The following is a 22,709-nucleotide window of genomic DNA, read 5'->3' on the forward strand; positions in this document are numbered from 1 at the left end:
TTTCGATTTCGGGCTACAGACCCGGTGGTGTGTTGTCTCGGGATAAGTAAACGACGGAATCATCTATGAGCGAGGATGTACCGGATCAGGATTGCGAAGAGGGATGCCAGCGAGCAGTAGGCGAGGAAGCCTCCCATATCGAGCCAGGTCCGTTCCCCGAAGGGGCCTGGGTTTGTCAGCGACACCTGGACTTCACGACTGCTGCGTCGGGCGAGGTGGATCCACCACACAGCAACATTGCCCACGCCGCATCCCAGCAGTAGCCGCCTGAGCACCCTGTTGGCTTTGTCGACTGGAGTTCGGTCTTGACCGCGTTGGCGCATGATTGAGTGTCCGCCGTCGGAGGAAATGCTCCATGTTTCGAATGCTGCACATCCGCCAGTCAACCTGCCAGGTCGTCACTGAGTCGGTGCAGCAGACTGCTTGACGAAGGTTCACGAGGAATTTCTGACGTATGTCGATCAATGTTGCTATCGCCTGGCGGTGACTGTGTTCCTTCTCCGTTTCACCTTTACGGCGACGGTTGCCGGTTGTTTCGGGAGGAGTTGATTGCAGCTGCGAGCACGATGGTGAGTAGTGCCAGAGCGCATGTGGTCCACGCTGCGGTCGAGTAGCCCGAGTTGGTGGGGGAAAAGGAACCGGTCATGGTGTGCGCGGCCAGGATCACACCACTGGCGGCACTACCGATGGAGAAGCCGACCGAACGCACAACCTGGTTGACGCTCATCGCGGCCGCGGTCTCTTCGGAGGGTGTGACTGCCAGGATCACTTGGGGCATCACGGCGGAGAAGCCTCCGACGCCGAACCCCAGCAACCCCATGATCGTGATCGGCCACGCCACGCCCATGTCGCGGACGGTGGCGAACAGGATGCATGCGAGGGCGATCACGGCGCCGTTGGCGATGAGTAGGCCGAATGGGCTGACCTTGCGGCGCGCCTTGGGCACTACACGTCCTGCGACGAAACCCAGCGCGGAGAACGGGACCAGCACCAAGCCCGCCTCGACCTCGTTGAGCCCGTAACCGTAGCCGACCTCCGGGGGAGTCTGAACGAAGCGGGTGATCAGGGTGAAGAGCAAGTACATGGCGATACCGGAGACGAACATGATCAGGTTGGCGCCGGCGACCGCCGGGTGCCGCAGCGCGGTCAGGTCCACCAGCGGATGCGCCACTTTCCGCTCGACGGCGACCCACGCGGCCAACACCGCTGCCCCGCCGAGGAGGACCGATACGACTACCATCGGCCTGCTCGACGACCAGCTCGACTCGCTCGTAACCACTAGCACCGCAACAAGTCCGACGGAGAGAAGGAATGCTCCCCACCAGTCCACGGACTCCTTGGCCGGTGCGGCCGTACTGTCAGCGGGGAGTGCAACGACGGCGGTGATCAGCGCGGCGACTGCGACCACGACACCGAGTAGGTATGCCGCGCGGACGCCCCACACTTGGACCAACAAGCTCGCGATGGGGTATCCCACGCCGATGCCGACGGTGGAGGCCACGGACAGCATTGCGATCGTGCCCTCTGCGCGGTCCCGGAGGTGTTGGCGGGCGGTGGCCATCATCAGTGCAGTCAGGCCCAATCCGATCCCCTGTGCTGCCCGACCGAGCAGGAGCACGACGAAGGGTGCGGGCACGACGGTCGCCACGCTGCCCAGCGCCACGACGGTCAGAGTGGACAGGACGACTTTTCGTCGCCGGTGGGCGGCGCCGAGGCGGCCGAGAAGCGGGGTGGCGACGGCGCCGGTCAGCAGTGTGATGGTCAACGTCCATTGAGCGGTGGACAGTGAAACGTCGTAGTCCTCGGCTACGGACGTGATGAGGGGCGCTCCCAAGCTTCCGATTGCTGCGACCACCAATGCGATGAAGACCAGTGCCGCCACCATGTTGGTGTCGTCGTGCTTGGCGGTTCCGCTGGGGTGTGTCTCGGGAGTTGTGGAGGCGTTCATTGGTTGTTCTCCTCGGTCAGATGATCGAACAGTCCGGCATGGATGCGGGTGCGGATGCCGCGCGCCCACTCGGTGTCGATGTCGTCGATGTCCAGAGCCGCGGCGACGTTGAGCAACATGCCGTAGGCGATGAAGCTTTTCACTGCCACCGGAGGCATACCCGTGTGATCGGCTGTCGCCGTCCACATTCCGGCCATGTGATTGCGCACCGCATCGCGAACCTCGCGGTCGCCGCATGCGGCGAAGGCTTGCAGTTGTACCAGCAATTCGGTGCGGTTGGACAGGGTGCTGTTGTTGTAGTACTCGCCCATCACGGCAACCGATGCGGGTCCTGTGGTGTCTGCGGCTGTGCGGTCCGTTCCGTCGATGAGGTGTGTGAACGCACGCTGGACGACTTGGAGGAACAGTGCTTTCTTGGTGCCGAACAGCCGAAAGATGTAGGCCTGCGAGATTCCCGCGCGGTGGGCGAGTGATTCCATCGACGCGCCGTGCAGGCCAGCTGCGGCGAACTCCTCGGCTGCGAGAGCGAGCAGCTGTTCGCGTCGCTGCTGGGCGGTCATTCGCTTGACTTCACGTGTACTCACCCCGCCGAGAGTAGTTGTTAGTAGTTACTAACTACTAACAATGGGTGAAATTCGACAGCCGATATGACCGACTCGAACTGATCACCGCAGGTTCCCGACGAATCGGGCGACGGAGGATGTGACATCGAGGACTGGACTACGTTCAGCCCAGTAGAGCCCAGATTTGTGCCAATGACGCCGAGACTTCTTCGTTCCGAATTGCGCCGTCGCTGTCGACGGCCGCTCGTCCGACCGAAATTTCGAGGCATGCCGGCCTGATCACTCGTGCTCCGACGTAACCCAGGACGGTTTCCAGAGTGTCCACGGCGCCTCGTCCGCGGCCGGGAGCGGCGACGTTGATCCATGCCACGGGTTTGTCAGTCATTTCGGTTCCGCCGACTGTCCAGTCCAGCAGGTTCTTGAAGCTCCCGGGCAAAGTTCCCGCGTATTCGGGTGTACAGAACAGCACGGCGTCGGCATCTCGAATGCACCGTCGCAATGCGAGTACTTCCTCGTGAAGTGGATCCCGGTCGTCGTCGGGGTTGAAAGCAGGCAGTCGCGACAACCCCTTGTAGGTGGTTGTGGTCGCAGCTGGCGGCGCGGATTCGGCGATGGTTGCGAGTGCGGCGGCGTTGGTCGAGTGCGCTCTGGTGCTTCCCGAGATCAGCAGAATGTTCACAAGACCGATGGTCGCACAAGGAACTGCGCGAATTGGTGCGCAGAAATCGATCACAGCCGCCGAACTTGCTGAAAGTCTCTGGCACCGTCAACAGATCGAACGTGGGTCCATCGCGTGTAACTGGTTTGGGCCCAGCGCTATTCGCTGTCAGGTAGCGGCTTTTGGCCCGCGGTGCGGACGAGGCGTTCCAACAGTTCGATGAGTGTGGCCCGGTCTGCTGGCGAGAATGCTGCCAGGACGGCGTCCTGGGCTGCTTCGATTGCGGCCTCGAAGCGGCCGAGGGTGATCAGGCCGGATGGTGTGAGCGTGACGGTGTTGCGTCGCCGGTCGCTGGGATCGCGTTCTCGTTTCACATATCCCAGGGTGAGCAGCGCACGCGCCGCAATCGCTACGCCGAGCGTGGCGATCAGGCTTACGGCGAATGACGGCCGCGCTTCGCGGGCAGATCTACTGGTTCGACATGGGGCATGGTGAGAAGCCGTGGGTGGTGGTGTCCAACAATGTCCGCAATCGCACCCTGAACACGGTCCTCGCTGCACGGGTGACCACAACGCCGAAGCCCGGTGTTCCGACGGCCGTTTCCCTCGGGGGCCGCTGATCCGCTTGTCGGTTCGATCCTGGTGGATGACCTCATCCAGCTCTTCGACGACAAGATCGCCGCGAGCAGTCCTGCGGGGGCTCTCACCCGCGACTGTGGTCGAACTGAACAAAGCGCTCGCGGTGCACTCGGGTTGCCCTGCGGATTTCACGGAACTGCTGTGGCCCCGACCGGGTGGATTCTCGGGATCGTTGCACACGATGAATACCTAACCTCCTGGATCGCCGTGCTCTAGTCGCTTCGGACTGCTCGTGGTGGATTCGATCATGGGTAAGGACCCATCGAGTGATCGCCTGACCCCCACCTGTTGCGTTTATTTCGATAGTTGCGTATATTTCGTTTGCAAGTTCCTTGTGTCTGTAGGAGGTAATTCCATGTCCGCCGGCGAACAGCCCAGTGTCATCGAGCAGGAACAGGCACGTCAGGCACTGCAGGTGCTGCGCGGTGTCGAGTCCGACGTGGGGGAAACCCTCGACGTGAAGGTCGCCGGGACTGCAGAGTCGGTGCATCTTCCTCGCGCGGCGTTCGAGTTGATTCGAGAGGTGTTGGCGAACATGGCTGCAGGGCAAGGTGTCACGGTCGTCCCGGCGCATGCGGAGTTGACCACGCAGCAGGCTGCGCAGATGCTCAATGTCTCGCGTCCCCATGTCATCAAGCTGCTCGACGAAGGGCGCATCGAGTTTCGGTTGGTGGGCCGTCATCGCCGGATCCTCGCATCGTCGCTGATTGCCTACCAACGCTCTCAGCTCGGCGGAGCGCGCAGCGCCGCCGACGAATTGGCAGCTCTCACGGAAGATCTCGGACTGTACTGACGTGACCTTCACCGTGCTGTACGACGCAAATGTGTTGTACCCGAATGTTTTACGAGATGTGTTGATTCGGCTCGCGCAGACCGGTCTTGTTCACGCCCGGTGGACGGACCGCATCCTCGACGAAGCTTTCGGGAACTTGGGGCAGGACCGACCGGACATCCCGACCGCGAAGCTGGACAAGCTGCGGGAATTGATGAACGCCGCGGTTCCAGACTGCTTGATCACTGGTTACGAGAAACTGATCCCCGCACTGACACTGCCCGATGTCGATGATCGACATGTTCTTGCCGCGGCGATTCGAGCGGGAGCTCAGGTGATCGTGACCGCGAATCTGCGGGACTTCCCCGATTCGGAGCTGGCGCAGTTCGGTGTCGAGGCGAAGCATCCGGACGAGTTCGTGATGGATTTGTTCAATCTCGACGGGGCGCGGGTTCATCAGGCGGTCAGTGCGACAGCGGCGGGGTGGCGTAATCCTCCGGGGACGCCGGCGGATGTGTGTGATCGTTTGGCGGCGGCGGGGCTTCCGATTTCAGCGGCGGCGCTTCGTCGCTGAAATCGGAAGCGACTGCGATTCTCTCTGCTTATTGGCAACGCTACGAACGTGTCCGCTCCAGGGCCGATCACGGATGACGGTCACGCTGATTTCATCGGCCCTTCCCGTGTGCCCGGTTTCGCGGGTTCGATGTCGATCGCTGCACGTGTGGGCGGTGTGGCAGCGGTCAGTGCAGAACCATCGGCAGTGGTCGCGGATGGGGTCCGTCGGGTTCGATGAGGAAAGGCCTTGTCAGGCGCTGCTTTTCGATCTGTGTCCAGGCTTGGGCGAGGACGTTCAATCCCCGGGCCAGAGGGAACGCATCTCCGGTCTGCTCGATGATGGTCTCGGTGCGGGGGACCGTCGCGGCGATGACTTTCGGATGTGTGATTTCCGGCCACGTCGGCGGCACCAATGTCTTGCGCGCGGCGGCGTGAGAGTTGAAGCGGGCCTGCAAGCCGTCGCGTTCGGCAATGACGGCGTCGACGGTAGCGTCGATATCGACTGTTCCTGCGGTGGTGATGTTTTCGCGAGTGAGGATGTCGGTGCCGTTGCACAGCACGGCGTGCCGGCCCCGGATCAGGTTGACGATGGTATCGGTGTCGTCGCGTTCGAGGACCCAGGCGCCGGACAGTCGGGGTAATCCGATGTCGGGTCCGACGTCGATGTGCCAGATGCATACTTTCCCGGAGGGTTCGTCGATCACCGCAAGTGGAAGAAGATAGGTGTGTGGTGCGGTGGTCACGGACAACTCCTACGAGAAGGGATTGGACATCGGCAGTCTCACTGTAGGTGAGGGCCGTCACTGTCACTGTCATAGTGTGCGGCGCTGACGAAAGTGTTAGCTGCGAGGTTTGCAGGTCGAGCAGCCGGACGCAATGTCGCTGAGGCGTTCAGCGCTGATCCGTCCGCATCGACGGCACCGTACGTGGTGCGGGTCGTCCGGCAGCGACGGCGCCGTGAGCGGTCCGAGGTACTCGTACCCTGATTCTTCGGCAACGGTTTTGGCCCGCTCGTACGGAACCGGTTCCACCTTTGCCCACACACCGTGCATCTCCCGGGACTGCGCCGCCCACCCTCGCCAGAAACAGGCACGGCACGTCGGTTCGGCGTAGGTGTTTTTGTCGAGGGTGTACTCGAACCTGTAGTGCGCATGAATAGTGCAGGTCAGGCATTCGGTCAGTTGCCAGTCGTCGGGGTGAGTGAACGATTCCAACGGGAAGAGTCCGCCACGGCGTTGTTGCTCGATGATGTGCTGCTCGCACCATGTCGGTTTCGTACGGGTTTTGAATGCCGCGGTGGTGGTGCAGCCGTCGACGGAGCATGGCTGTGTCGACGGAACAGGATTTCGCCGCAACGCCCGGGGCGCCTTCGGCGGCTTTGGTTGTTGCGGAGGTTGCGGTTCCGGCCGCAGCGCCATCGGAACCATCCGGAGGCGACTGGGTACAGGCGCCGGCGCAACAGAACCGTCGACGCCCTCGGCCGAGATAAGAACCCCGGGTTCGTCGAGGGGTTTCCCACCCAGGCAGCGAAGGAAATCGTCCTCCGTCATCACCTCGATGTCTTGGCCCTTTTCCTGCAGTTCGAACGCTCGCCGAGCTTTACCGGTGATCTTCGAGCCCGGTTGTAGGACGGCAGGGTTGATATCGCCGACGACGAGTACGTTGGTCCGCTTCGTCGTCGACTCGTTGGCCGCTGCACCGACGCGCGCACATTCCTCCCACGCGATCTGCCGTGTCATCGACATCAGCGCTCCGGTGAACACCACCACGCGGCCATAGAGGTATCCGTCGGGATCGGCGTTCGGATTGAGGTCAGGCTGAACGAGAGGGGAAGAACCGCCGCCTTTGCTGGTAACGGTTGCGACGCTGCCTTTGTAAATGCCGCCAGCCATTCGGCCGATGCCGACTCCGACCGAGGCGGCGAGCGCGTCGAGGTCCGAAACGCCCTGAGCAACTGCGAGTCCGCGAACGACATCGACAACGGCGCGGGCGTCGGCGAGCGCGTCGTGGTGGTCCACGATTACGCCGCCGAGTGCCTCGAGGACGTACGGCAGTCGGTAGGTGGGTAGCGACAGGGCTCGCCGCGCAAGGACCATCGTGCACAGAAACCGCATTTCCGGCCATTCGATGTTGTCGACGGCGCAGGCGTAGCGGATGACGCCGATGTCGAATCCGGCGTTGTGCGCGACCACGATGTCGTTGCCGATGAAGCCGACGATGGCAGGCAGTATGTCTTTCCATCGGGGCGCGGTGGCCACCATTTCTGGGGTGATGCCGTGCAGTGCGATGTTGAAGTGGTCGAAATGGTCGACCTGCTCGGGCGGTCGTATCAACCAGTGGCATTCGTCGACGGGAATTCCGTCGCGGACGCGGACAAGACCGATCGAGCATGGTGAGCCGCGGTACGAATTCGCGGTCTCGAAGTCGATGGCCGTGTAATTGAGCATTAGGCGTCCTACTCTGCTTCCGGTCGGGTCGCGAACTCCGGAAGGAAGCCGACGAGTATGCGTCCTTGGAATCTCAGGCAAGTCGAAATTCAGGTTGCGCGGTTCCTCAGAGTAGTCGGAAATTCACCTGATGTTGCGCTTTTGGCGGACGGTAGTTGCTGTAAACGACCGGTCAGAAAAGGTTTCGACCGTCGTAGACCCTGAAGGGTATGGAATCGCCTCGTTCCGGGTTCAACGGTGCTGCTCTCTCTTCGCGGGTGATCGAGAGGGATGCGCAATGCGTATCTGGTCTGGCGGAAACTTTTCGGGGATCGCTTCACGGTTCGTGAACTGTTGCCCATAGGATGACGCCAGTCAGTATGAGCAGGCGCATTATTGAGACCGCAGCAACTCAACCATCTGGAGACCACAATGCACATCAAATGTTTCCGGGTTGAGAACTTCAGGCGCCTCAAAAACGCGCAGGTAGACCTGGAAACCGATCGTACGATCTTTGTCGGCGCAAATAATTGTGGCAAGACGTCCGCGACCCACCTCTTCCAAATGTTTCTCGGACAGCAACCGCGAGCGCCATTTCAGATATACGACTTTACTGCCGATTGCTGGGAGACGTTCGACGCATTCGATCCGAAATCGGGAGACCCTGAGAACGATCTCCCTCAAATCACTTTCGATCTCTGGTTCGAGGTGGACGACGACAACCTGCATCGAGTGCTTGATCTCCTGCCGAGCCTGGACTGGGCCGGTGAACCCGTAGGCGTTCGAATGGTTTATGCGCCGCGGGACGGCGAAAAGCTCGTCGCAAACTATACCGAGGCACGCGCCAATGCTGAATCGACAACAGGAGACGAGCAAGGTTCCTACAAGGCATGGCCGCGGAACATGGTCGAGTACCTAACCAAGCGTCTTCAACACGAGTACGAAATCAAGTACTTCGTGCTCGATGCCAGCGAGTGCACCGAAGACCTCGTTCCCAAAGACGGCTACCAACCGTTTTTCCTTGGCACGCAGAGTAGCGGCGCTTCGAAGATAATCGAGTCGATCGTCAGGGTCGATTTCCTCAACGCTCAGCGACATCTGTCAGATTCTGACTCGCGGGGAAGAAGTGAAGATCTTTCGAAGCGGCTGAGTCGGTTCTACGAGCGGAACCTGCAAAAGCTTGAAAGCGATTTAGATGCCTTGGGCGTGATCGCTGACTCCGAGGAGCGGCTGAACGCACACTTCGCAGAAGTATTCGGACCTACGCTAGACCGGCTCGGAGAAGTCGGCTACCCAGGTGTCGCCAACCCGAACCTGGTGGTCAAAGCCTCGTTCAACGCGCACGGAATTCTCAGCACGAGCGCTAAGGTCCACTACGCACTACCCGCGCAGTCCGGAAGCGGGACGGCCGTCGAGCAGACACTGCCCGATCAGTACAACGGCCTCGGCTTCAAGAATCTCATCTACATGGTGGTCGAGGTGCTCGACTTTCACCAGGCATGGTCAGACGCAGCCGAGGACCGCCCCCCGATTCATCTAGTAATCATCGAAGAGCCCGAGGCGCATCTACACGCCCAGCTGCAGCAGGTATTCATTCGAAAGATCCTGGAGATCTTGCCGAAGCCAGAATCAGAGTTCCAGACCCAACTGATCGTCACGACGCACTCCCCTCACATCATCTACGAGAGCAACTTCAAGCCCATCCGGTACTTCTGCCGATCGGCATCTCCGAATGGTCTGCACCTGAGCGATGTCAAGAATCTGTCGACCTTCTACCTCGATGAACCAGTGGCAACCCGCGAGTTCCTGCAGCAGTACATCAAACTCACACACTGCGACTTGTTCTTCGCCGACGCTGCTGTGTTGGTAGAAGGTAACGTCGAACGGCTTCTGCTTCCCCTGGTCATCGAGCGTTTTGTGCCGGACCTGCGTTCGTGCCACCTCACCATCCTCGAAGTGGGCGGAGCCTTCGCATACCGATTCGAGAACCTCGTCAGTTTTCTCGGCATTCCGACTCTCGTCATAACTGACTTGGACAGCGTCGCTCTGACACCGACCACCCAAGAGCCTGATGAGGACGAAGAGGCGGATGAAGGTCACGAGGATGACGGAAAGGCAGCGGCAAAATCTTCGTGCCCGGTTCACACCCTCGGCGCGGTGACCTCAAACCAGACATTGAGACAGTGGATCCCGAAGATCGACGGAATCGAGGACCTACTGGCCGTCGGCATTGACCAAAAGAGTCCGGCCAGCGCCGACGGATCGGCTGGACTTGTTCGCATCGCATATCAAAATAGGGAAAAGGTTACGTGGCAGGGCGCCACCGAGGAACGGGCCGGCCGGACACTCGAAGAAGCGTTCGCTCTACAGAATCTCGACTGGACTCAAAGCGCCGACGGCAAGCACCTGGGACTGAAGATCCCGAAAGCAACGGATCTTTCGATCGAAAAGTTGCACGACAAACTGTTCACTCGGGTCAAGAACTTCGACAAGACGAGCTTCGCGCTCAACGTCATCGCCACCCTCGATCCGACGTGGATCGCGCCTAGTTACATCGTGGAGGGACTCGAGTGGCTCCGCGAGAAGCTCGAACTTGTTGCCCCCATGGAGAAACAGCCTGACCTGGCGCAGGAGGCAGCGGCAGAATGACATCGAGAATCGCCTCACCAGACACCGACGCTGACCGTGAACTCAAGGACATCCTCGATCAGGACCGACTGATCGGCTTCACGATGGTTGCCGGTGCCGGTTCAGGAAAGACAACTTCCCTGGTCAAGGCTCTGGCGCATGTCACGAGCACTCGCGGGCCTTCCCTGCTCGCGAAGACTCAACGCGTTGCATGCATCACCTACACAGAGGTTGCGGCTCGTGAGATTGATATGGAGATCGGAAATGGTTCTCTCGCGTCAGTCTCGACAATTCATAGTTTTCTCTGGTCACTGGCCCAGCCATTCCAAAAGGATATCGGCGTATGGGTAGCGTCCCGCGTCGACGAAAAGATTAACGATCTGCTTTCCAAGCAAGAGAAGTACACATCTCGCACGCGGTCGGCTACGAGAGAGAAAGATGCTTTGGACTTAGCGAAGCGTCGACGCCAACAGACGGCCGTCACGACTGTGACGCGGTGGACGTACGGCATGGGCGGTGATTATGCTCGCGGAATTTTGGGGCATGCGGATATTCTGAAGATGGTTCCGCACATGATCCTCACACGAGATCTTCTGGCTCGACTCGTGGCACGCCAGTTCCCGTTTGTCTTCGTCGATGAAAGTCAAGATACATTCCCGGATGTCGTGGAATGTTTGAAGCACGTGTGGTCGCTGGCAGAGGGGAAGATGTGCTTGGGATTCTTCGGCGACCCCATGCAGCAGATCTACCAGGAGGGTGTGGGTTCTGTTTCCCTGGAACCTGGGTGGCGAAATATCGACAAGCCCGAGAACTTCCGATCCTCTCGGCGAGTGCTGAACTGTATCAACGCGGTGCGCGCTGAAGGTGACACTCTCCAGCAAGTGACCGGCCTTGCACGGGCGCAACCCGAGGGAGAGGCATTCTGCTTCGTCTTCCCGTCCGACGACCTGAGAAGCCAGAATCTGGAGCGGGTGCGGTCCTGGCTCGACAAACGCAGCGCCTCGGGCAACTGGACACGCAGTGCGCACGAAGGCGGCGCGAAAATTCTGATGATCGTGCATCGCATGGCTGCTCGGCGACTTGGTTTTGATGCTCTGTACTCCGCCTTCAGCGACAATAACGCGAGCAGTCTCGAGGACGCTTTTAAAGAGGGCAAAGCCTGGCCATTAACGCAGTTACGTGACGTAATCCTTCCGCTCTGCTTAGCCGATAAACCCAGTTCGGCTGCGGTCCTTGCTGTCCTCAAGGAGCACAGCCCTCTAGTTGAGACTGGACGTGCATCACGGCAACTCCGAACGGCACTGGCTTCTGGTCGCTCGGCAGTCGAAGAGCTTAGAGAACTCGCCGGCGTCGATCGCCAAGCGCCGCTCGGGCACCTCTTGAAATTTGCGGCTGATCGCCATCTCATAGAACTCGATCCGCGTATGGCAGCGTACTTAGATCCTAACGGGGATCACCAGGATGTCGTTCTAGACGAGACGACCCTCAAAGTCCTGGACGATATGGCGCAGTGCGCATTTTCAGAGCTTGAGGGTTATTACACTTACGTGAGAAAGGAGTCTCCGTACTCCACTCAACACGGAACGAAGGGTGCAGAATTCGATCGAGTGCTGGTTGTGCTCGATGACGACGAGGGGACTTTTTCGCAGTATTCGTACGACAAGTTTCTCGGACTCAAGGAGATGTCCGACAAGGACGTCGAGAATCAAGCTCAAGGAAAAGATTCTGTCATCGAGCGCACGCGTCGACTGTTCTATGTATGCGTCTCTCGGGCGAAAGGATCCTTGGCTATCGTGCTCTTTGCCGCCGACGTTTCGAGTGCCGTCAACGCAGTGCGTCAGTCGGCTATCGGCGAACACGTTGACATCTTGACAGCTACGAACTTGACGCCATTTGTACAGTCCTTGAGCGGGGAAACCGAGCACCAGGCAGCAAGTGGCCCGTCGTGACGAGAATGCCGTCGCTGGCGAGGGCGGACCAGAAGGTACATCATTTTGGGGGCATCCCGAGACAGATAAGCGACGGTTCGTTTGTGTGGTCGATCGGATCTGACTTCGACTATGCGCTTGGGGCGGATTCGTATTCGGCTACCCATTGTCGTACCTGGGCGGAGATGTGGCCACGGAGTTCGCCAGCGATCACGTCTGAGTTTTTTGTATGCGAGAGACCTCCAAGTGATCCGCGGACCGTTCGATCGCTCTCGTGGACACCGCCATGCGCCGCCGCTTCGGATTCATTCCGCTGCACCCGGCGCAGGAGCCCACGAAATCTTCTCCTGAGACGTTGGCTTACCGCCCGCACGTGTCCGCAGCGTGTCGCGGACCTGCACGCTGCATTGAACGTTGCGATCGACGATCCGGACGTACCTGTTCGGGCCCTCGTATTTCATGCGCCCGGCCGTCCACAGTGATGGGGGATTGGCGCAGGTGTTTCGGCACCGCGATCATCCCGTTGTTCGAGGAATTCCACTTCGGTGACTCCCGCCGTGGATCTCGAAGCCCGATACGGCCTTGCTGCTCTGGAGAAGAGCCTGACCACCGGTGAATGATCCAGTCACGGTGACCCTCTTCGAGCGGCCACCGTGCGGTTACGGCTGCGCCGGCTGCCTGGTGTGCCGCCCGCAGGTGGCGTTGACGCCGGAGGGCGCTGCAGCGTTCGCGGCCACAGGACTGGTCACGGTCACACCCACGACCACTCCCGGCGCGTTCGCACTGGCCACCACCGAAGAAGATCGGTGCCGTGACCGTCGATGCTCTCACTGTGAGGGTGGAACCGAAAACACCGATCAGCCGCGTGATCTTCGATGGTGGCTACGTCCGTGACCCCGCGTGGTGGTCGCAGCACACCGCACTCGCCGACACGGATACCGACCTGGTTGCGGCGTTGGCCGAAGCGTTCGTCGTCGCCGCCGAGCACGCGACCGCCCGTGGACTGCTCTCCGGCTACCGCGAAGTCGAAGACTCGGGCCCGGTCCTGCGCGGACGGCTACGGGCGGGCGATCAGATCACCCGACGATTCTTCGCTCGCCTTGCCTGTGGAGATCCGCTACGACGAATACGATGAAGACATCGCCGAAAACCAGCTGCTGCTCGCCGCCGCCCTGATTCTGCTCGATTCCGCGGTAGTCCCGCCCCGTCTGCAGACGAGGTTGGCCAGGCTCCGCCGCGCCCTCGCCGACGTCACACCGCCCACCGCTGGTGCCGAACCGTCCCCGGCGCGAACGAGATTGAACGAGCGCTACCACTGGGCATTGCAGTTGTCGGAGTTGATCACCGAGCATCGGTCCATCGAGCACCGCATCGGGGCTGTCGTCGTGCGAGGTTTCGTCCTCGACATGTGGAAAGTGTTCGAGGATTTCCTGATGACCACCGCCGCTGCTGCGATCGCCCGCCGCGGCGGCAGGGGAGTGCGTCCGGGATCCGGCCCGACGCGGTATCTCGATCACGGCCGCACCGCCCGCGATCGAACCTGACCTGACCTGGTGTAACAGCGACGACAAACCTGTGGCAGTGATCGACGCCAAGTACAAATCAACCGCGGCCGGCAAGAGGGGGCCGAACGCGGACATGTACCAACTGACCGCCTATTGCACCGCCCTCGGCCTCCGCGAAGGTCACTTGATCTACGCGAAGGGCGACACCGCTTCCCATGCGGTCGAGGTTGTCGGCGCCGACATCACCATCTACTGCCACGCCCTCGACCTGACCACGCCGCCAGCGGAGTTGCTGGCCTCGATCGACGTGCTCGTCGAGGCTATGAGGGCTCGGCACGGCGTTGAATTCTCGGTGGTCGGGCACGGCTCGTAGTCGTTGCGGGCAAGCAGGATCTGACGGATGACGCATTGGGCTCGATGACGCATCGGCTTGTCGACGTCTCGAGTGCCTCCGGTTTGTCTTGCTCTGGGCCTTGCGCGATGAGCGGCGGGCGCTGAAACCAGGCTGAGCGGTTTCAGTGCCCGCTTACTCTCATCGCGCGATGCGGTACGTGCTCCACCGGCGTTTGACCCATCTGACGGTTCGCAGGCGCGGTCGCATCAACACCGCCCACACGAAAATCGCCGCGATGCCGGCCGGCCAACCAATCGAGATTGGCGCGACTATCGCGCCGGCGAAGAAACCGAGAAGCATCGAGTTCAATATTGCGCTGCTGGCATACCATTTCTTGATCGCCCACTCGCTCGAAAAATTCGACCGATCGTCCGCGTGATCTGTGAGTTCGGCAAGGCAGAGCAACACTTCTCGTGCCACGTTCGACACGATCAGTGTGATGGCGAGGTTGATGATGATGGTGGTGGTGTGTGAGGTGATCATGCTTCTCCTTGGGGTTGGCTTGCACGGTAGCGACCGCGGTTCCGGTGCTTCCGACATCGAACACATCGCCTTCTCCACCGCCCGCTCTTGTGCATACTTGTCGGCTTGCGGCGCTACGGTCGTCGAAACCAGAGGACCATCAGGGGGATCGATGACAAGCTACGAAAGCGACTTCGACGCAGTACTCAACCGGGGGCGGGTCTATGGCAGTGCCGAGCAACTGCGCGCTACTACAGAGGGAACGCCGATCGCCGATGCTGAAGGCAGGCACTGGATCCGCGGATTCAACGACCCGGCCGAACGACGGTGGCGACGCCGAAAGGCTCCGCGGCTGATCTGGGTGGAAATCGGGGGCGACCACCGCCGGTGCCCATCCTCCGAGATCCCTCTCCCCGCCACACATGCGGCCACCGAGGACTTCTGGCCCACGACCCTCGTGGAGGGTTCGGGGACGCCTGTGTCGATCGGGGCGATCGCCGGAGGCTGTGTCGGTGGTAATCCCGGCCTCTCGCTGTGGAACGGGGCAGAGGCACGCGCCCGTGACTTGTTCTCAGGTGCAGGGAAATCAAACACGGATGGTGGCGGCAGGAACCAAGTCGACCCGACAGGCTGGATCGACGGCAGCGACATCGCGGGCGATGCAGAACGCCCACTCTGCGGACTACCTGCTGACCCCGATGTCGACCCCGATCGCCGCGATACCAGCGAATCTCGCGAACCCCTTCACCTCGACGTCGGGGAACGAGACAGACGGAACTTCGCCGACGAGCAGCTGAGAAGATAGACCGTTCAGAAGGTGACGGGCTGCAACAGATCTACTGGCTATTCGGTGTGTCCGCTTTCAAGATCTGGTTCAGGGCGAGGGCGGCGTAGGTGGTGCGGTTGGCCAGTGATGTGTCGTTCGTATCGACAGTGTCCTGTTCGAGCTCGGGGAGCTGTTCTAGGCTCCATTGCTCGCGCGGAATAAGTTTTGCAATTCGATCTGCAAGAACTCGTGGTGCAAGATCTCAAGCGCGCCGCTTTCATCGATTGTGCGCCCGCTCATGCTTACGAATCTTGCGCCGAGGCTGGGTAGGGTCACGTCCGCGTCGGATGCCAGTTGCTCCTGCGCTCTCTGGCTGAGCTGTGCCCAGAGGTCGTCGTCGAGGTAGTGCATGAAACTGGCGACGGTATGCGTTCGTCGTTTGTCAGGTGGTATGTCGGTCGTCAGATCCAGCATGGATCGTTCGAGAACTTCTTCCCTGATTTTTTTGGTGGCTGCGACGACCTTGGCGGTGTCGATCGAGGCAAGTTCGATTGGGTGGGAGAGTACGTCGATGGTGGTGGGGAGGCCGAATTCACCGTGGTAATCGGTGACGATCTTCTCCGCCGCTTCCGCCTCCGTTTGTGAAATCGCATGTCCGAGAAGTGCGTAGATCACGCTGGACCACCCGCTGAAGGCCAGGTCCCGCTCGTCTGTGGGGAATTCGCGGGTGAGCAGATGGGCGGCCTGTGCACTTTGTGGTGATGGGGCCGCGATGATGATGCCAAGGTTCTGTGTGACTTTGCCACGGAGAAGGCGCCGGCGTTGCTCGTCGGGTAGGCACTCGCGCATGATGGACGTGTCCGGCCACGCACCGGTGTGCACCAGTTGCGCCAGTTCGCCTTGGACGTCGGCATCTCGGATATCGCGGACCGGTAGTCCGAACGCGAAATACCGTTCGAAATATGTTGTGTCACGAACCTGGCAGCGCGTGTCGCGGGTCCGGACATAGAACCCCGTGGGGCGCGGGAGCGTGTGGGGAAACAGGCTGACGAGCACGGCGTAGAGCAGTTCGGCTTCGAGGCTTTCGGGGGCGAGGTCGACGAGTTCGGCGACTTGTTCCTGCCGCTGTGTTGCGGTGAGTTTCGGTTTCTGGTCCCAAGTCGGCGAACTGCCGACGAGTTCCTTACGCCAGCGGGGAAGCATGGTGTACAAGGGCGGATATTCGAGCCGAATGAAGGTCATCAGGGTGGCGTCGAACAGGTCCAACTCGGTGCCGCCGACGAGTGAGAGCATGATGTCGACCTGATTGCACAGTCGGTAGATGCTGCGCAGCGTGAGGCGGTCTGTCGGAAGGAGAGCGAAGACGCGGTCAGAGATATCTTCACCTTGGCCATCGAACTCGCCGTCGGTGTTCGACAAAAACGCCGCATCGTGGGTCGTTGCGACTCCTCGTAGTTGACTTCGGAACTCGGTCGCGAGGTGTTGCAGTTGGATCGGTGGAAGCACGAAGGGGTACTGGACGATCTTCTCGAGGTACTTGCTGGCGCGCCGCCGCTTGTTTCGGGCGAGGTCTGTCTCTACGAGGACATCGATCACTGTCTCTTCGTCGTAGGACAGCAAGTAGTGGACACGATCGAACCTACCCAGAAGCCGAACTGCCTTCATCACTGATAGCAGTTCGTCGGAGTGCAGTCGGTCGACGTCGTCGACAATGACGAGAAAGTTCTTACCCGTTTTCCCGATCGCCTCGGAGATCTTGGTGAACCGCCGGGAGAACGGATCCGGCTCCACATCCGAGGCGAAGTCGCCAGCCTGGTCGGCGACGGTGTCCGACACCACGCCAAGCGCGTCCTTAACGAAGCCTTTGCCTACGTACTTCTCGACGAGCGATGTTCCGAGGACCTTGAGTACCGCCGCCCCAGCCGGAGCCGCAGCAGCCAGAAGTCGTTTAGCCGTCTCTCCGTCCTGGCCCTCGGGCATAGCGGCGGCGATCGCGTTGTAGAACTCTTCTGTCAGCGCCAACGGATCTCCAGCCGACCACGGCGTGAACGAAACGACGGACCAGTAGTCTGAGCGCTCCTCCTCCAGGACCTCAGTGATCATGTTCAAGACCGAGGACTTGCCGCTTCCCCAGGGGCCGGCAAGTCCGAAGACCACGCTGGGGCCGTCACCTGCGTGACAGATTCGCTTCGCGATTCGGCGGGAGTAGTCCCCGCGGCCGAGTCGATCTTGTCTCAGGTACTTGATCTCGACATCTGGATTGATCTCCGTCGCCGAGTCGGTACTGGAATCTGCACGTGTGTCTCTCACGCTGTGATGATCGCAGGCTGCTGACGAGCAGGATCACCGTACGGTACGTGTTGATTTACACGTGCCGGACGGCGCGGCTCACGGATCGGGCGGTGCGAGTCCGCCGGCATCTACGAATCGGGTATTTCTTCCCTCCAATCGCGTCTGAACAGGCGACCAAGAAAGGGTGAAGCGAGAGCCTGAAATCCCTTTCGTAGGGCAATTACCTGAAGAGCCCATGCAGGTCGGAGATCCTGACGGATTCGGCCACTACGGGGTCATCGAGGAGACTGCTGAAGGCTTGTTGTGCCATGAATGCGGGACTCGAGTTTCCGGGCTAGGGATGCACATCTACCGGAATCACGATATGACAGCGCGTGAATACAAAGTGCTGCACGGCTTCCCAGCCCGAAAGAGTCTGCTGCCACTCAAGACACAGGAACAGATGGCTGCCAGTGCCCGCTCCCGAGTGGGGACGAAGGGATGGCAAAATCTAGTGAATTCAAGGGATCCCGGCGCTGTGGCGGCGGTCTGGGCGCGTTGCGTGACAACGCAATACGGGTGAGCACCGGTATGAGCTTCGCCGGGTCCGATCTTATCGGGGGAGCCGACGCTGACCTTCTGGTCGATGGGCTGCTTCTCGACTTCAAATCGACGCATGCCGCGACGGCCGTGAACAAATCCGATGTCTATCAGCTCGCCGGCTACACCCTGCTCGACTTCTACACCCTGCTCGACTTCGACGACGCGCACCGCATCGAACGAGTCGGGATCTACTGGACGAGACACGGTGTGATGCGCACGTTTGCGGGCTCCTCGTTTTTCGAATTGCTCGGAGCCACGGCGACAGTCGCCGAGCTTCGGGCCGAGTTACGCGAAGAACTTATCGCATACGACGACCGCCGCCGACGTATGCGCCTCGACTGGTTGGAAGAGCGCAATCGCGCTGCAGTGACAGTTGTAGAGGAGGCGCAGTCACTCGCGGACACCAGGCTTGTCCGGTCTGTCCGCTGGCTCCGTAGCATGTTGCGGAACTGACGCCGGAGTCGTCGAGGCGCAGTTGCTATGCCCGCAGACTCCGTCCGCCAGGCCAACACCACCGCATTGGCGATCCTCGGCCAGTACCCGCCGTCGCTGGTGTCGCTCCGTGTGCTGCCTGCGGCGGACTTTGACAGGCACACCGAAGCCGCGGAGCTGCCGGCGCTCGTAACCGTCAGCGAAGCAGCAGAAGAACTGGGCGCCGCCAGTGCATCCTGAAATCCATCAAAACGGCCAAGCGGTGGCCGGTTGGTCGTCGTCGACTACTACTCCCTGCTGCCCGTTTGGGCGATACCTGGGCTGTTCGGAAGTCGATCGTATAGGCGCGAGCACGCGACAACGCCGGAAGCGCCTAGCGATCGACGAAGGACCCGCGCGAAATCGAGGCGCGCGCGGCATTGCGACGAAATGTTCGCCACCAGGCAACACGAAACGCAATCGCACAGCCGTCGTCGTCGCAGTTCCGGACTTGTCGCCGCCTGTGGCACACGTTCCCGTGAGCCTGAGACCTGGAAACTGCTTCATCCGAAGGGAATCAGTGATGAGAATTCTCACCGTTCGGGGCAGGGAGTTGAACGCATCCCTCTTTGTGCCCAAGCATTTTGTTGATCAGTCAGCACCTCGTCGTTCGTGGCGGGCACGCTGGAGAATCCGATTCGGCAGGCTCGCGGGCGGAAACCGTGGGGCGAAGGTGACAGCCCTCCGAATCGTCGACGCTGCGTCACCCGCCTCTCGCATCATGCAGTTAGGCGTTCAATCGCCTGCGCGATGATGGTGCACGCCTCCGAAAGCAGGTCGAGTTCGATGTTCAGCGGCGGCAAGAGTCGGAGCACACTGTCGTTCCTTCCACCGACCTCGGTGATGATCCCGCGCTCAACACATGCCTTTTGCACTGCAAGTGCGAGGGCACCTCCGCTATTGCGGAGGCCAGTTGTATCAACGAATTCGACGCCCCACATTGCACCCACCCCTCGAACCTCATGCACACGTCTGAATTGCTGGAGTGGCGCGAGTGTTTGTGAGATGACTTGCTCGATACTTTGCACGTGAGTGAGGATTTCGTCACGGTCGATGATGTCGAGGAAGACGTTTCCGCTGGCGAAGGCGAGTTGATTCCCGCGGAATGTCCCAGTGTGTGTGCCTGGTTGCCAGTGATCGTGCTCGGTGCGGTAGGCGATGAGCGCGGCAGGTGTCCCGAGTCCGGAAAGAGCCTTCGATAGGCAGATGATGTCGGGGGTTATGCCATGGTGTTCGTACGCGAAAAATTTTCCTGTGCGGCCGCAGCCAGTTTGTATCTCGTCGACGATCAACAGCGCACCGATACGTTTGGCGATGTCCGCCAACGCCGTGATGAAAGCGGGTGCGCCGATGACGACCCCACCTTCGCCTTGCACGATTTCGACGATGATGGCGGCGGGCGGCGCGATGCCACCGTTGGGATCGGCGAGCATTGTTTCGATCAGTTCGATGTGGCGTGCGACGCCGTCCTCTCCTTGTCCCGGGTAGTTTCGATCGTCGCTGTACGGCAGGAAAGTGACACCGTCGCCGATTCCAGCGATACCGGCGCGCTGTGAGAGGAGACCGGTCAGGCCCATCCCGAGATGGGTTGTGCCGTGAAATCCGCCCTGAAAGCTGACAATGTTGTGGCGTCCCGTGACGATGCGTGCCAGTTTGACTGCTGCGTCAACAGCATTCACGCCCGTTGGACCGCAAAAGTGGAGTTTCCAATTCGCTATGTCGCTTGAATAGCCAGGGATTCGGGAGAGCAGTTTTCCTGTGAATTCAGCTTTGCTGGGCGTCGGCATGTCGAGACCGTGAGTAAGTACACCCAACTGGTGTCGAGCCGCGGCGACCAGTTCGGGATGGCCATGGCCCAGTGCGAGAACGCCGGCGCCCGAGAGCAGGTCAACGTATTGATTTCCATCTACGTCCGTGACAAGTGATCCGCTGGCGCTCGCGATTCCAAAGGGCAAGTGCCGCGGGTAAGTACGAGCATTTGATTCTTGCTGGTCTTGCATAATCAGCAGCTTCGAGGACGCGGGACCGGGGAGCGTCCGTTCACGGAAAAGATCTCGATTGGTGTCGTGTTCCGCAAATCTAACTGGGACGGTCATGAAGGTAGCTCCTTTAGCGGGATAGTGCGGCACATTTCGTGTATGCGAGGCGGATTGGAAACGCCCCGACTTTGTCAGGTGGACGTTGATCTGCTCGGCCACCGGCGGATCACTGGATTTGGCTCGTCCTTCGGATACACCGTAGCTTCCATGCGGGAATTTTCTTGGTCACCTTGATGCCGTACATCCTCGGGGTTTCACGATGAATCATGTTTCGGGTATCTCTGGAGTAGAGACGGATACATCGATTTCACGTCTTATGCGTATATTCGTCATGAATTCTCGATATATAACCAATGCGAATTCTGAACAAAACGTGAACGTCCATCAAATTGGGCGGTTCGGTCTGGAATCTACGGGCGGTGCACGCTAAATTTTTTTCAATGTCGAACAAATTTCCCGAACTCCCTACCGACGCGACCGCCCAACTGTTGCTTTGGGCGGCGGATTTCAGGGAATCGCCCCCGGATGCACTCGACGTCGACGTCGAGGTATTAGTTGCGTCTATTCGCGCGCATCGATTGGTCGGGAGAATGCTGAGTAAGCTCGGGCGTGGCATGACCGTCTTTGATAGTTCCGAACTAGTTGATGAACTGCGCAAGGTCGAAGCGGCTTGGAGGGATCTTCTGGCTATACAGGTGTCTGCCTTACTTGATCTGGAGCGTCTGCTCCCAGATAGCGCGAAGACGGTGATTGTTCTGAAGGGTCCGGCCATTTACGCCGCCACATGCGATCTGAGCACACAGAGATACGCGGAAGATTTCGATATCCTTCCCGCGGATGGCGATCTTGTGGGCAAGTCTTTATTGCATGACGGCTACGTCAAGGCTGCACATAAGAGTCCGCATGAGTGGCTGTCGGCAGGGAAAGGTGAGGTCGAGTTCGACGTTCACAGATATTTCCCGATCTGGAATTATTCAGAAGGGGTAACAGGGTCGGGGGTCTCTATTGGTGAGATAAACATGACTCCGCTTCGTTACGACCTGTGCAAGGAAAACTCGATCGAAGCGAAGCCGAGCGAACTTGGCCGGATCACGGTTCCTAATCTGACAATGAGCGCGTTGATTTGCTGCGCAAACATGTTTAAGGACTACACACGCCTGTGGTCCAATTTCACGCGGGCGGCGCTCCCATTTCGGCTCGGCGATCTCGCGGAGATGTCAAGAATTGCGGCGCGTCCAGAATTTGATCGAACGCTGTTCCTTGACCTCGTGGACGAACTCAATGCTCACGATGCCGTGCGATGGATCAACGCAATGCTGCGGATCCACGGAGGTTCGGGAGGCCTTCCCACTCGCTCGACTCTGACCCGCGATGCCGATGATGGTCTGGACGAATTTCCTCGTGGAGTCTGGGACTTCTTCTGGTCGGTGATTCCACAGGAAGGCACCTACCGGTGGGCTCGGCACCCGACGATCGACGAGATTGCGGATCAGGTGGGGGTATCCGAGGTCCGGCGTTCGGATGCTTCCGCAATACAGGTGGGCGCTCTTCCCAAGGTGCTGTCGACAGCCGGCCGAGAGGTGGCGTTTTCTCTGTCTGTCAGTTGGACCTCTGATACCTTCGCGGTCCGGATCGACGTCCCACCTCAGCAGCCGTCGACAGACAGATTTCGGGTGGACCTCGGCGGTGCGGCGGTCGCGGAGTGGACCTACGACGTGAACTTCCTCGACGAAGGGCCCGTTAGCGTCCGCGGCCTGAACGCCGCTCGCAGTGCTCAACGCAGTTCGGATAGTGGATACGTGACTGAGATCGTGCTGTCCGACCCTGCCGTGCTGAAACTGCTTCAGAGTGAGCATGTGACAATATTTGTCGGCTTGGCGCGGACGGACCGCGACGGAAATACAAGCGCCACCCTCGCCCCTCTCCGCATTGTGCTCTAATGCCGCATAAAGTGAAGTTACGACCGAATTTGAACAGTATTTTGCGTTGTATGTTAGAGAAATTAATACCACCCTGATAGTTCTGTGATCGCCGCAGTGAGGACAGTTCGAGGTCGGTGGGGAGTGCAGCGACAACGTCCAT

Annotated in this window: 23 protein-coding genes; 14 read left to right on the top strand and 9 right to left on the bottom strand. The window is 60.0% G+C overall.

All coding sequences use genetic code 11. The annotated features are described in order from the left end of the window. Positions 1-65: 65 nt before the first annotated feature. Complete coding sequence (locus AC2ETI_RS30525) at positions 66-263, top strand: hypothetical protein (RefSeq protein ID WP_483634835.1); 198 nt, start codon at positions 66-68, stop codon at positions 261-263. A 248-nt stretch (positions 264-511) separates the two neighbouring features. On the opposite strand, the gene AC2ETI_RS30530 is transcribed toward AC2ETI_RS30525, so the two are convergent. The 4 genes from AC2ETI_RS30530 to AC2ETI_RS30545 all read right to left on the bottom strand — a co-directional run bounded on the left by AC2ETI_RS30530 (position 512) and on the right by AC2ETI_RS30545 (position 3,543). Next, positions 512-1,948, bottom strand: coding sequence for an MFS transporter (locus AC2ETI_RS30530; RefSeq protein WP_483634836.1), 1,437 nt, complete (start codon positions 1,946-1,948; stop codon positions 512-514). After that, positions 1,945-2,532 carry a TetR/AcrR family transcriptional regulator gene (locus AC2ETI_RS30535; RefSeq protein WP_483634837.1) on the bottom strand — a complete coding sequence of 196 codons (588 nt, stop codon included), beginning with the start codon at positions 2,530-2,532 and terminating at the stop codon, positions 1,945-1,947. Before AC2ETI_RS30535 ends, AC2ETI_RS30530 begins: the two co-directional genes overlap by 4 nt. Before the next feature lie 142 nt (positions 2,533-2,674). Then, a complete protein-coding gene (locus AC2ETI_RS30540; RefSeq protein WP_483634838.1) occupies positions 2,675-3,190 on the bottom strand; it encodes an NADPH-dependent FMN reductase in 516 nt (171 codons plus the stop codon). A 137-nt stretch (positions 3,191-3,327) separates the two neighbouring features. Then, complete coding sequence (locus AC2ETI_RS30545) at positions 3,328-3,543, bottom strand: MarR family winged helix-turn-helix transcriptional regulator (protein ID WP_483634839.1); 216 nt, start codon at positions 3,541-3,543, stop codon at positions 3,328-3,330. 68 nt (positions 3,544-3,611) lie between these two features. Here AC2ETI_RS30545 and AC2ETI_RS30550 point away from each other — a divergent pair, with 68 nt between their 5' ends. The 3 genes from AC2ETI_RS30550 (at position 3,612) to AC2ETI_RS30560 (ending at position 5,153) form a co-directional block, all read left to right on the top strand. After that, complete coding sequence (locus tag AC2ETI_RS30550) at positions 3,612-3,788, top strand: type II toxin-antitoxin system PemK/MazF family toxin (RefSeq protein WP_483634840.1); 177 nt, start codon at positions 3,612-3,614, stop codon at positions 3,786-3,788. Positions 3,789-4,162: 374 nt separating this feature from the next. After that, positions 4,163-4,600 (top strand): helix-turn-helix domain-containing protein, encoded by a 438-nt coding sequence (locus AC2ETI_RS30555; protein WP_483634841.1) that lies wholly within the window; start codon positions 4,163-4,165, stop codon positions 4,598-4,600. 1 nt (position 4,601) lies between these two features. Continuing rightward, a complete protein-coding gene (locus AC2ETI_RS30560; RefSeq protein WP_483634842.1) occupies positions 4,602-5,153 on the top strand; it encodes a PIN domain-containing protein in 552 nt (183 codons plus the stop codon). 166 nt (positions 5,154-5,319) lie between these two features. Here the strand turns inward: AC2ETI_RS30560 and AC2ETI_RS30565 are convergent, their stop codons facing one another. Beyond that, positions 5,320-5,877 (bottom strand): hypothetical protein, encoded by a 558-nt coding sequence (locus AC2ETI_RS30565; RefSeq protein WP_483634843.1) that lies wholly within the window; start codon positions 5,875-5,877, stop codon positions 5,320-5,322. A 96-nt stretch (positions 5,878-5,973) separates the two neighbouring features. Then, on the bottom strand, positions 5,974-7,581 hold the full coding sequence (locus AC2ETI_RS30570; RefSeq protein WP_483634844.1) for an exonuclease domain-containing protein: 1,608 nt from the start codon (positions 7,579-7,581) through the stop codon (positions 5,974-5,976). 411 nt (positions 7,582-7,992) lie between these two features. Between AC2ETI_RS30570 and AC2ETI_RS30575 the strand changes: the two genes are divergently transcribed. The 6 genes from AC2ETI_RS30575 (at position 7,993) to AC2ETI_RS30600 (ending at position 13,994) form a co-directional block, all read left to right on the top strand. Continuing rightward, on the top strand, positions 7,993-10,209 hold the full coding sequence (locus AC2ETI_RS30575) for an ATP-dependent nuclease (protein WP_483634845.1): 2,217 nt from the start codon (positions 7,993-7,995) through the stop codon (positions 10,207-10,209). Continuing rightward, the gene (locus AC2ETI_RS30580; protein ID WP_483634846.1) at positions 10,206-12,137 is read left to right on the top strand and encodes a UvrD-helicase domain-containing protein; all 1,932 of its coding nucleotides are present in this window, start codon (positions 10,206-10,208) and stop codon (positions 12,135-12,137) included. The genes AC2ETI_RS30575 and AC2ETI_RS30580 overlap by 4 nt, the downstream gene beginning before the upstream one ends. A 591-nt stretch (positions 12,138-12,728) precedes the next feature. Further along, positions 12,729-13,010 carry a hypothetical protein gene (locus AC2ETI_RS30585; protein WP_483634847.1) on the top strand — a complete coding sequence of 94 codons (282 nt, stop codon included), beginning with the start codon at positions 12,729-12,731 and terminating at the stop codon, positions 13,008-13,010. Next, positions 12,955-13,251 carry a 5-methylcytosine restriction system specificity protein McrC gene (locus AC2ETI_RS30590; protein ID WP_483634848.1) on the top strand — a complete coding sequence of 99 codons (297 nt, stop codon included), beginning with the start codon at positions 12,955-12,957 and terminating at the stop codon, positions 13,249-13,251. Before AC2ETI_RS30585 ends, AC2ETI_RS30590 begins: the two co-directional genes overlap by 56 nt. Continuing rightward, complete coding sequence (locus tag AC2ETI_RS30595) at positions 13,223-13,660, top strand: 5-methylcytosine restriction system specificity protein McrC (RefSeq protein ID WP_483634865.1); 438 nt, start codon at positions 13,223-13,225, stop codon at positions 13,658-13,660. Before AC2ETI_RS30590 ends, AC2ETI_RS30595 begins: the two co-directional genes overlap by 29 nt. A 37-nt stretch (positions 13,661-13,697) precedes the next feature. After that, complete coding sequence (locus tag AC2ETI_RS30600; protein ID WP_483634849.1) at positions 13,698-13,994, top strand: 5-methylcytosine restriction system specificity protein McrC; 297 nt, start codon at positions 13,698-13,700, stop codon at positions 13,992-13,994. A gap of 159 nt (positions 13,995-14,153) precedes the next feature. Here the strand turns inward: AC2ETI_RS30600 and AC2ETI_RS30605 are convergent, their stop codons facing one another. Continuing rightward, the gene (locus tag AC2ETI_RS30605) at positions 14,154-14,498 is read right to left on the bottom strand and encodes a hypothetical protein (RefSeq protein ID WP_483634850.1); all 345 of its coding nucleotides are present in this window, start codon (positions 14,496-14,498) and stop codon (positions 14,154-14,156) included. A gap of 151 nt (positions 14,499-14,649) precedes the next feature. Between AC2ETI_RS30605 and AC2ETI_RS30610 the strand changes: the two genes are divergently transcribed. Further along, complete coding sequence (locus AC2ETI_RS30610) at positions 14,650-15,282, top strand: hypothetical protein (protein ID WP_483634851.1); 633 nt, start codon at positions 14,650-14,652, stop codon at positions 15,280-15,282. Positions 15,283-15,438: 156 nt separating this feature from the next. Here AC2ETI_RS30610 and AC2ETI_RS30615 read toward each other — a convergent pair whose 3' ends face one another. After that, a complete protein-coding gene (locus AC2ETI_RS30615) occupies positions 15,439-17,553 on the bottom strand; it encodes a KAP family P-loop NTPase fold protein (RefSeq protein ID WP_483634852.1) in 2,115 nt (704 codons plus the stop codon). A 462-nt stretch (positions 17,554-18,015) separates the two neighbouring features. Here AC2ETI_RS30615 and AC2ETI_RS30620 point away from each other — a divergent pair, with 462 nt between their 5' ends. Together AC2ETI_RS30620 and AC2ETI_RS30625 are read left to right on the top strand one after the other, a co-directional pair. Next, the gene (locus tag AC2ETI_RS30620; protein ID WP_483634853.1) at positions 18,016-18,570 is read left to right on the top strand and encodes a hypothetical protein; all 555 of its coding nucleotides are present in this window, start codon (positions 18,016-18,018) and stop codon (positions 18,568-18,570) included. A 27-nt stretch (positions 18,571-18,597) separates the two neighbouring features. Further along, a complete protein-coding gene (locus AC2ETI_RS30625; RefSeq protein WP_483634854.1) occupies positions 18,598-18,789 on the top strand; it encodes a hypothetical protein in 192 nt (63 codons plus the stop codon). A 518-nt stretch (positions 18,790-19,307) separates the two neighbouring features. On the opposite strand, the gene AC2ETI_RS30630 is transcribed toward AC2ETI_RS30625, so the two are convergent. After that, positions 19,308-20,786 carry an aspartate aminotransferase family protein gene (locus AC2ETI_RS30630; protein ID WP_483634855.1) on the bottom strand — a complete coding sequence of 493 codons (1,479 nt, stop codon included), beginning with the start codon at positions 20,784-20,786 and terminating at the stop codon, positions 19,308-19,310. Between the two features lie 281 nt (positions 20,787-21,067). Here AC2ETI_RS30630 and AC2ETI_RS30635 point away from each other — a divergent pair, with 281 nt between their 5' ends. Beyond that, complete coding sequence (locus AC2ETI_RS30635; protein WP_483634856.1) at positions 21,068-22,567, top strand: nucleotidyltransferase family protein; 1,500 nt, start codon at positions 21,068-21,070, stop codon at positions 22,565-22,567. Positions 22,568-22,709: the final 142 nt, after the last annotated feature.

This window comes from Rhodococcus sp. MurmanLake-1 (genome assembly GCF_056945715.1).

What these genes read in the sequence shown, in the direction of transcription:
- AC2ETI_RS30550 (WP_483634840.1), top strand. Translation starts at nt 3,612, where the DNA reads ATGACGGCCGCGCTTCGCGGGCAGATCTACTGGTTCGACATGGGGCAT.
- AC2ETI_RS30620 (WP_483634853.1), top strand. Translation starts at nt 18,016, where the DNA reads ATGGCAAAATCTAGTGAATTCAAGGGATCCCGGCGCTGTGGCGGCGGT.
- AC2ETI_RS30625 (WP_483634854.1), top strand. Translation starts at nt 18,598, where the DNA reads ATGCCCGCAGACTCCGTCCGCCAGGCCAACACCACCGCATTGGCGATC.
- AC2ETI_RS30570 (WP_483634844.1), bottom strand. Translation starts at nt 7,581, where the DNA reads ATGCTCAATTACACGGCCATCGACTTCGAGACCGCGAATTCGTACCGC.
- AC2ETI_RS30525 (WP_483634835.1), top strand. Translation starts at nt 66, where the DNA reads ATGAGCGAGGATGTACCGGATCAGGATTGCGAAGAGGGATGCCAGCGA.
- AC2ETI_RS30575 (WP_483634845.1), top strand. Translation starts at nt 7,993, where the DNA reads ATGCACATCAAATGTTTCCGGGTTGAGAACTTCAGGCGCCTCAAAAAC.
- AC2ETI_RS30530 (WP_483634836.1), bottom strand. Translation starts at nt 1,948, where the DNA reads ATGAACGCCTCCACAACTCCCGAGACACACCCCAGCGGAACCGCCAAG.
- AC2ETI_RS30580 (WP_483634846.1), top strand. Translation starts at nt 10,206, where the DNA reads ATGACATCGAGAATCGCCTCACCAGACACCGACGCTGACCGTGAACTC.
- AC2ETI_RS30610 (WP_483634851.1), top strand. Translation starts at nt 14,650, where the DNA reads ATGACAAGCTACGAAAGCGACTTCGACGCAGTACTCAACCGGGGGCGG.
- AC2ETI_RS30555 (WP_483634841.1), top strand. Translation starts at nt 4,163, where the DNA reads ATGTCCGCCGGCGAACAGCCCAGTGTCATCGAGCAGGAACAGGCACGT.
- AC2ETI_RS30605 (WP_483634850.1), bottom strand. Translation starts at nt 14,498, where the DNA reads ATGATCACCTCACACACCACCACCATCATCATCAACCTCGCCATCACA.
- AC2ETI_RS30635 (WP_483634856.1), top strand. Translation starts at nt 21,068, where the DNA reads ATGTCGAACAAATTTCCCGAACTCCCTACCGACGCGACCGCCCAACTG.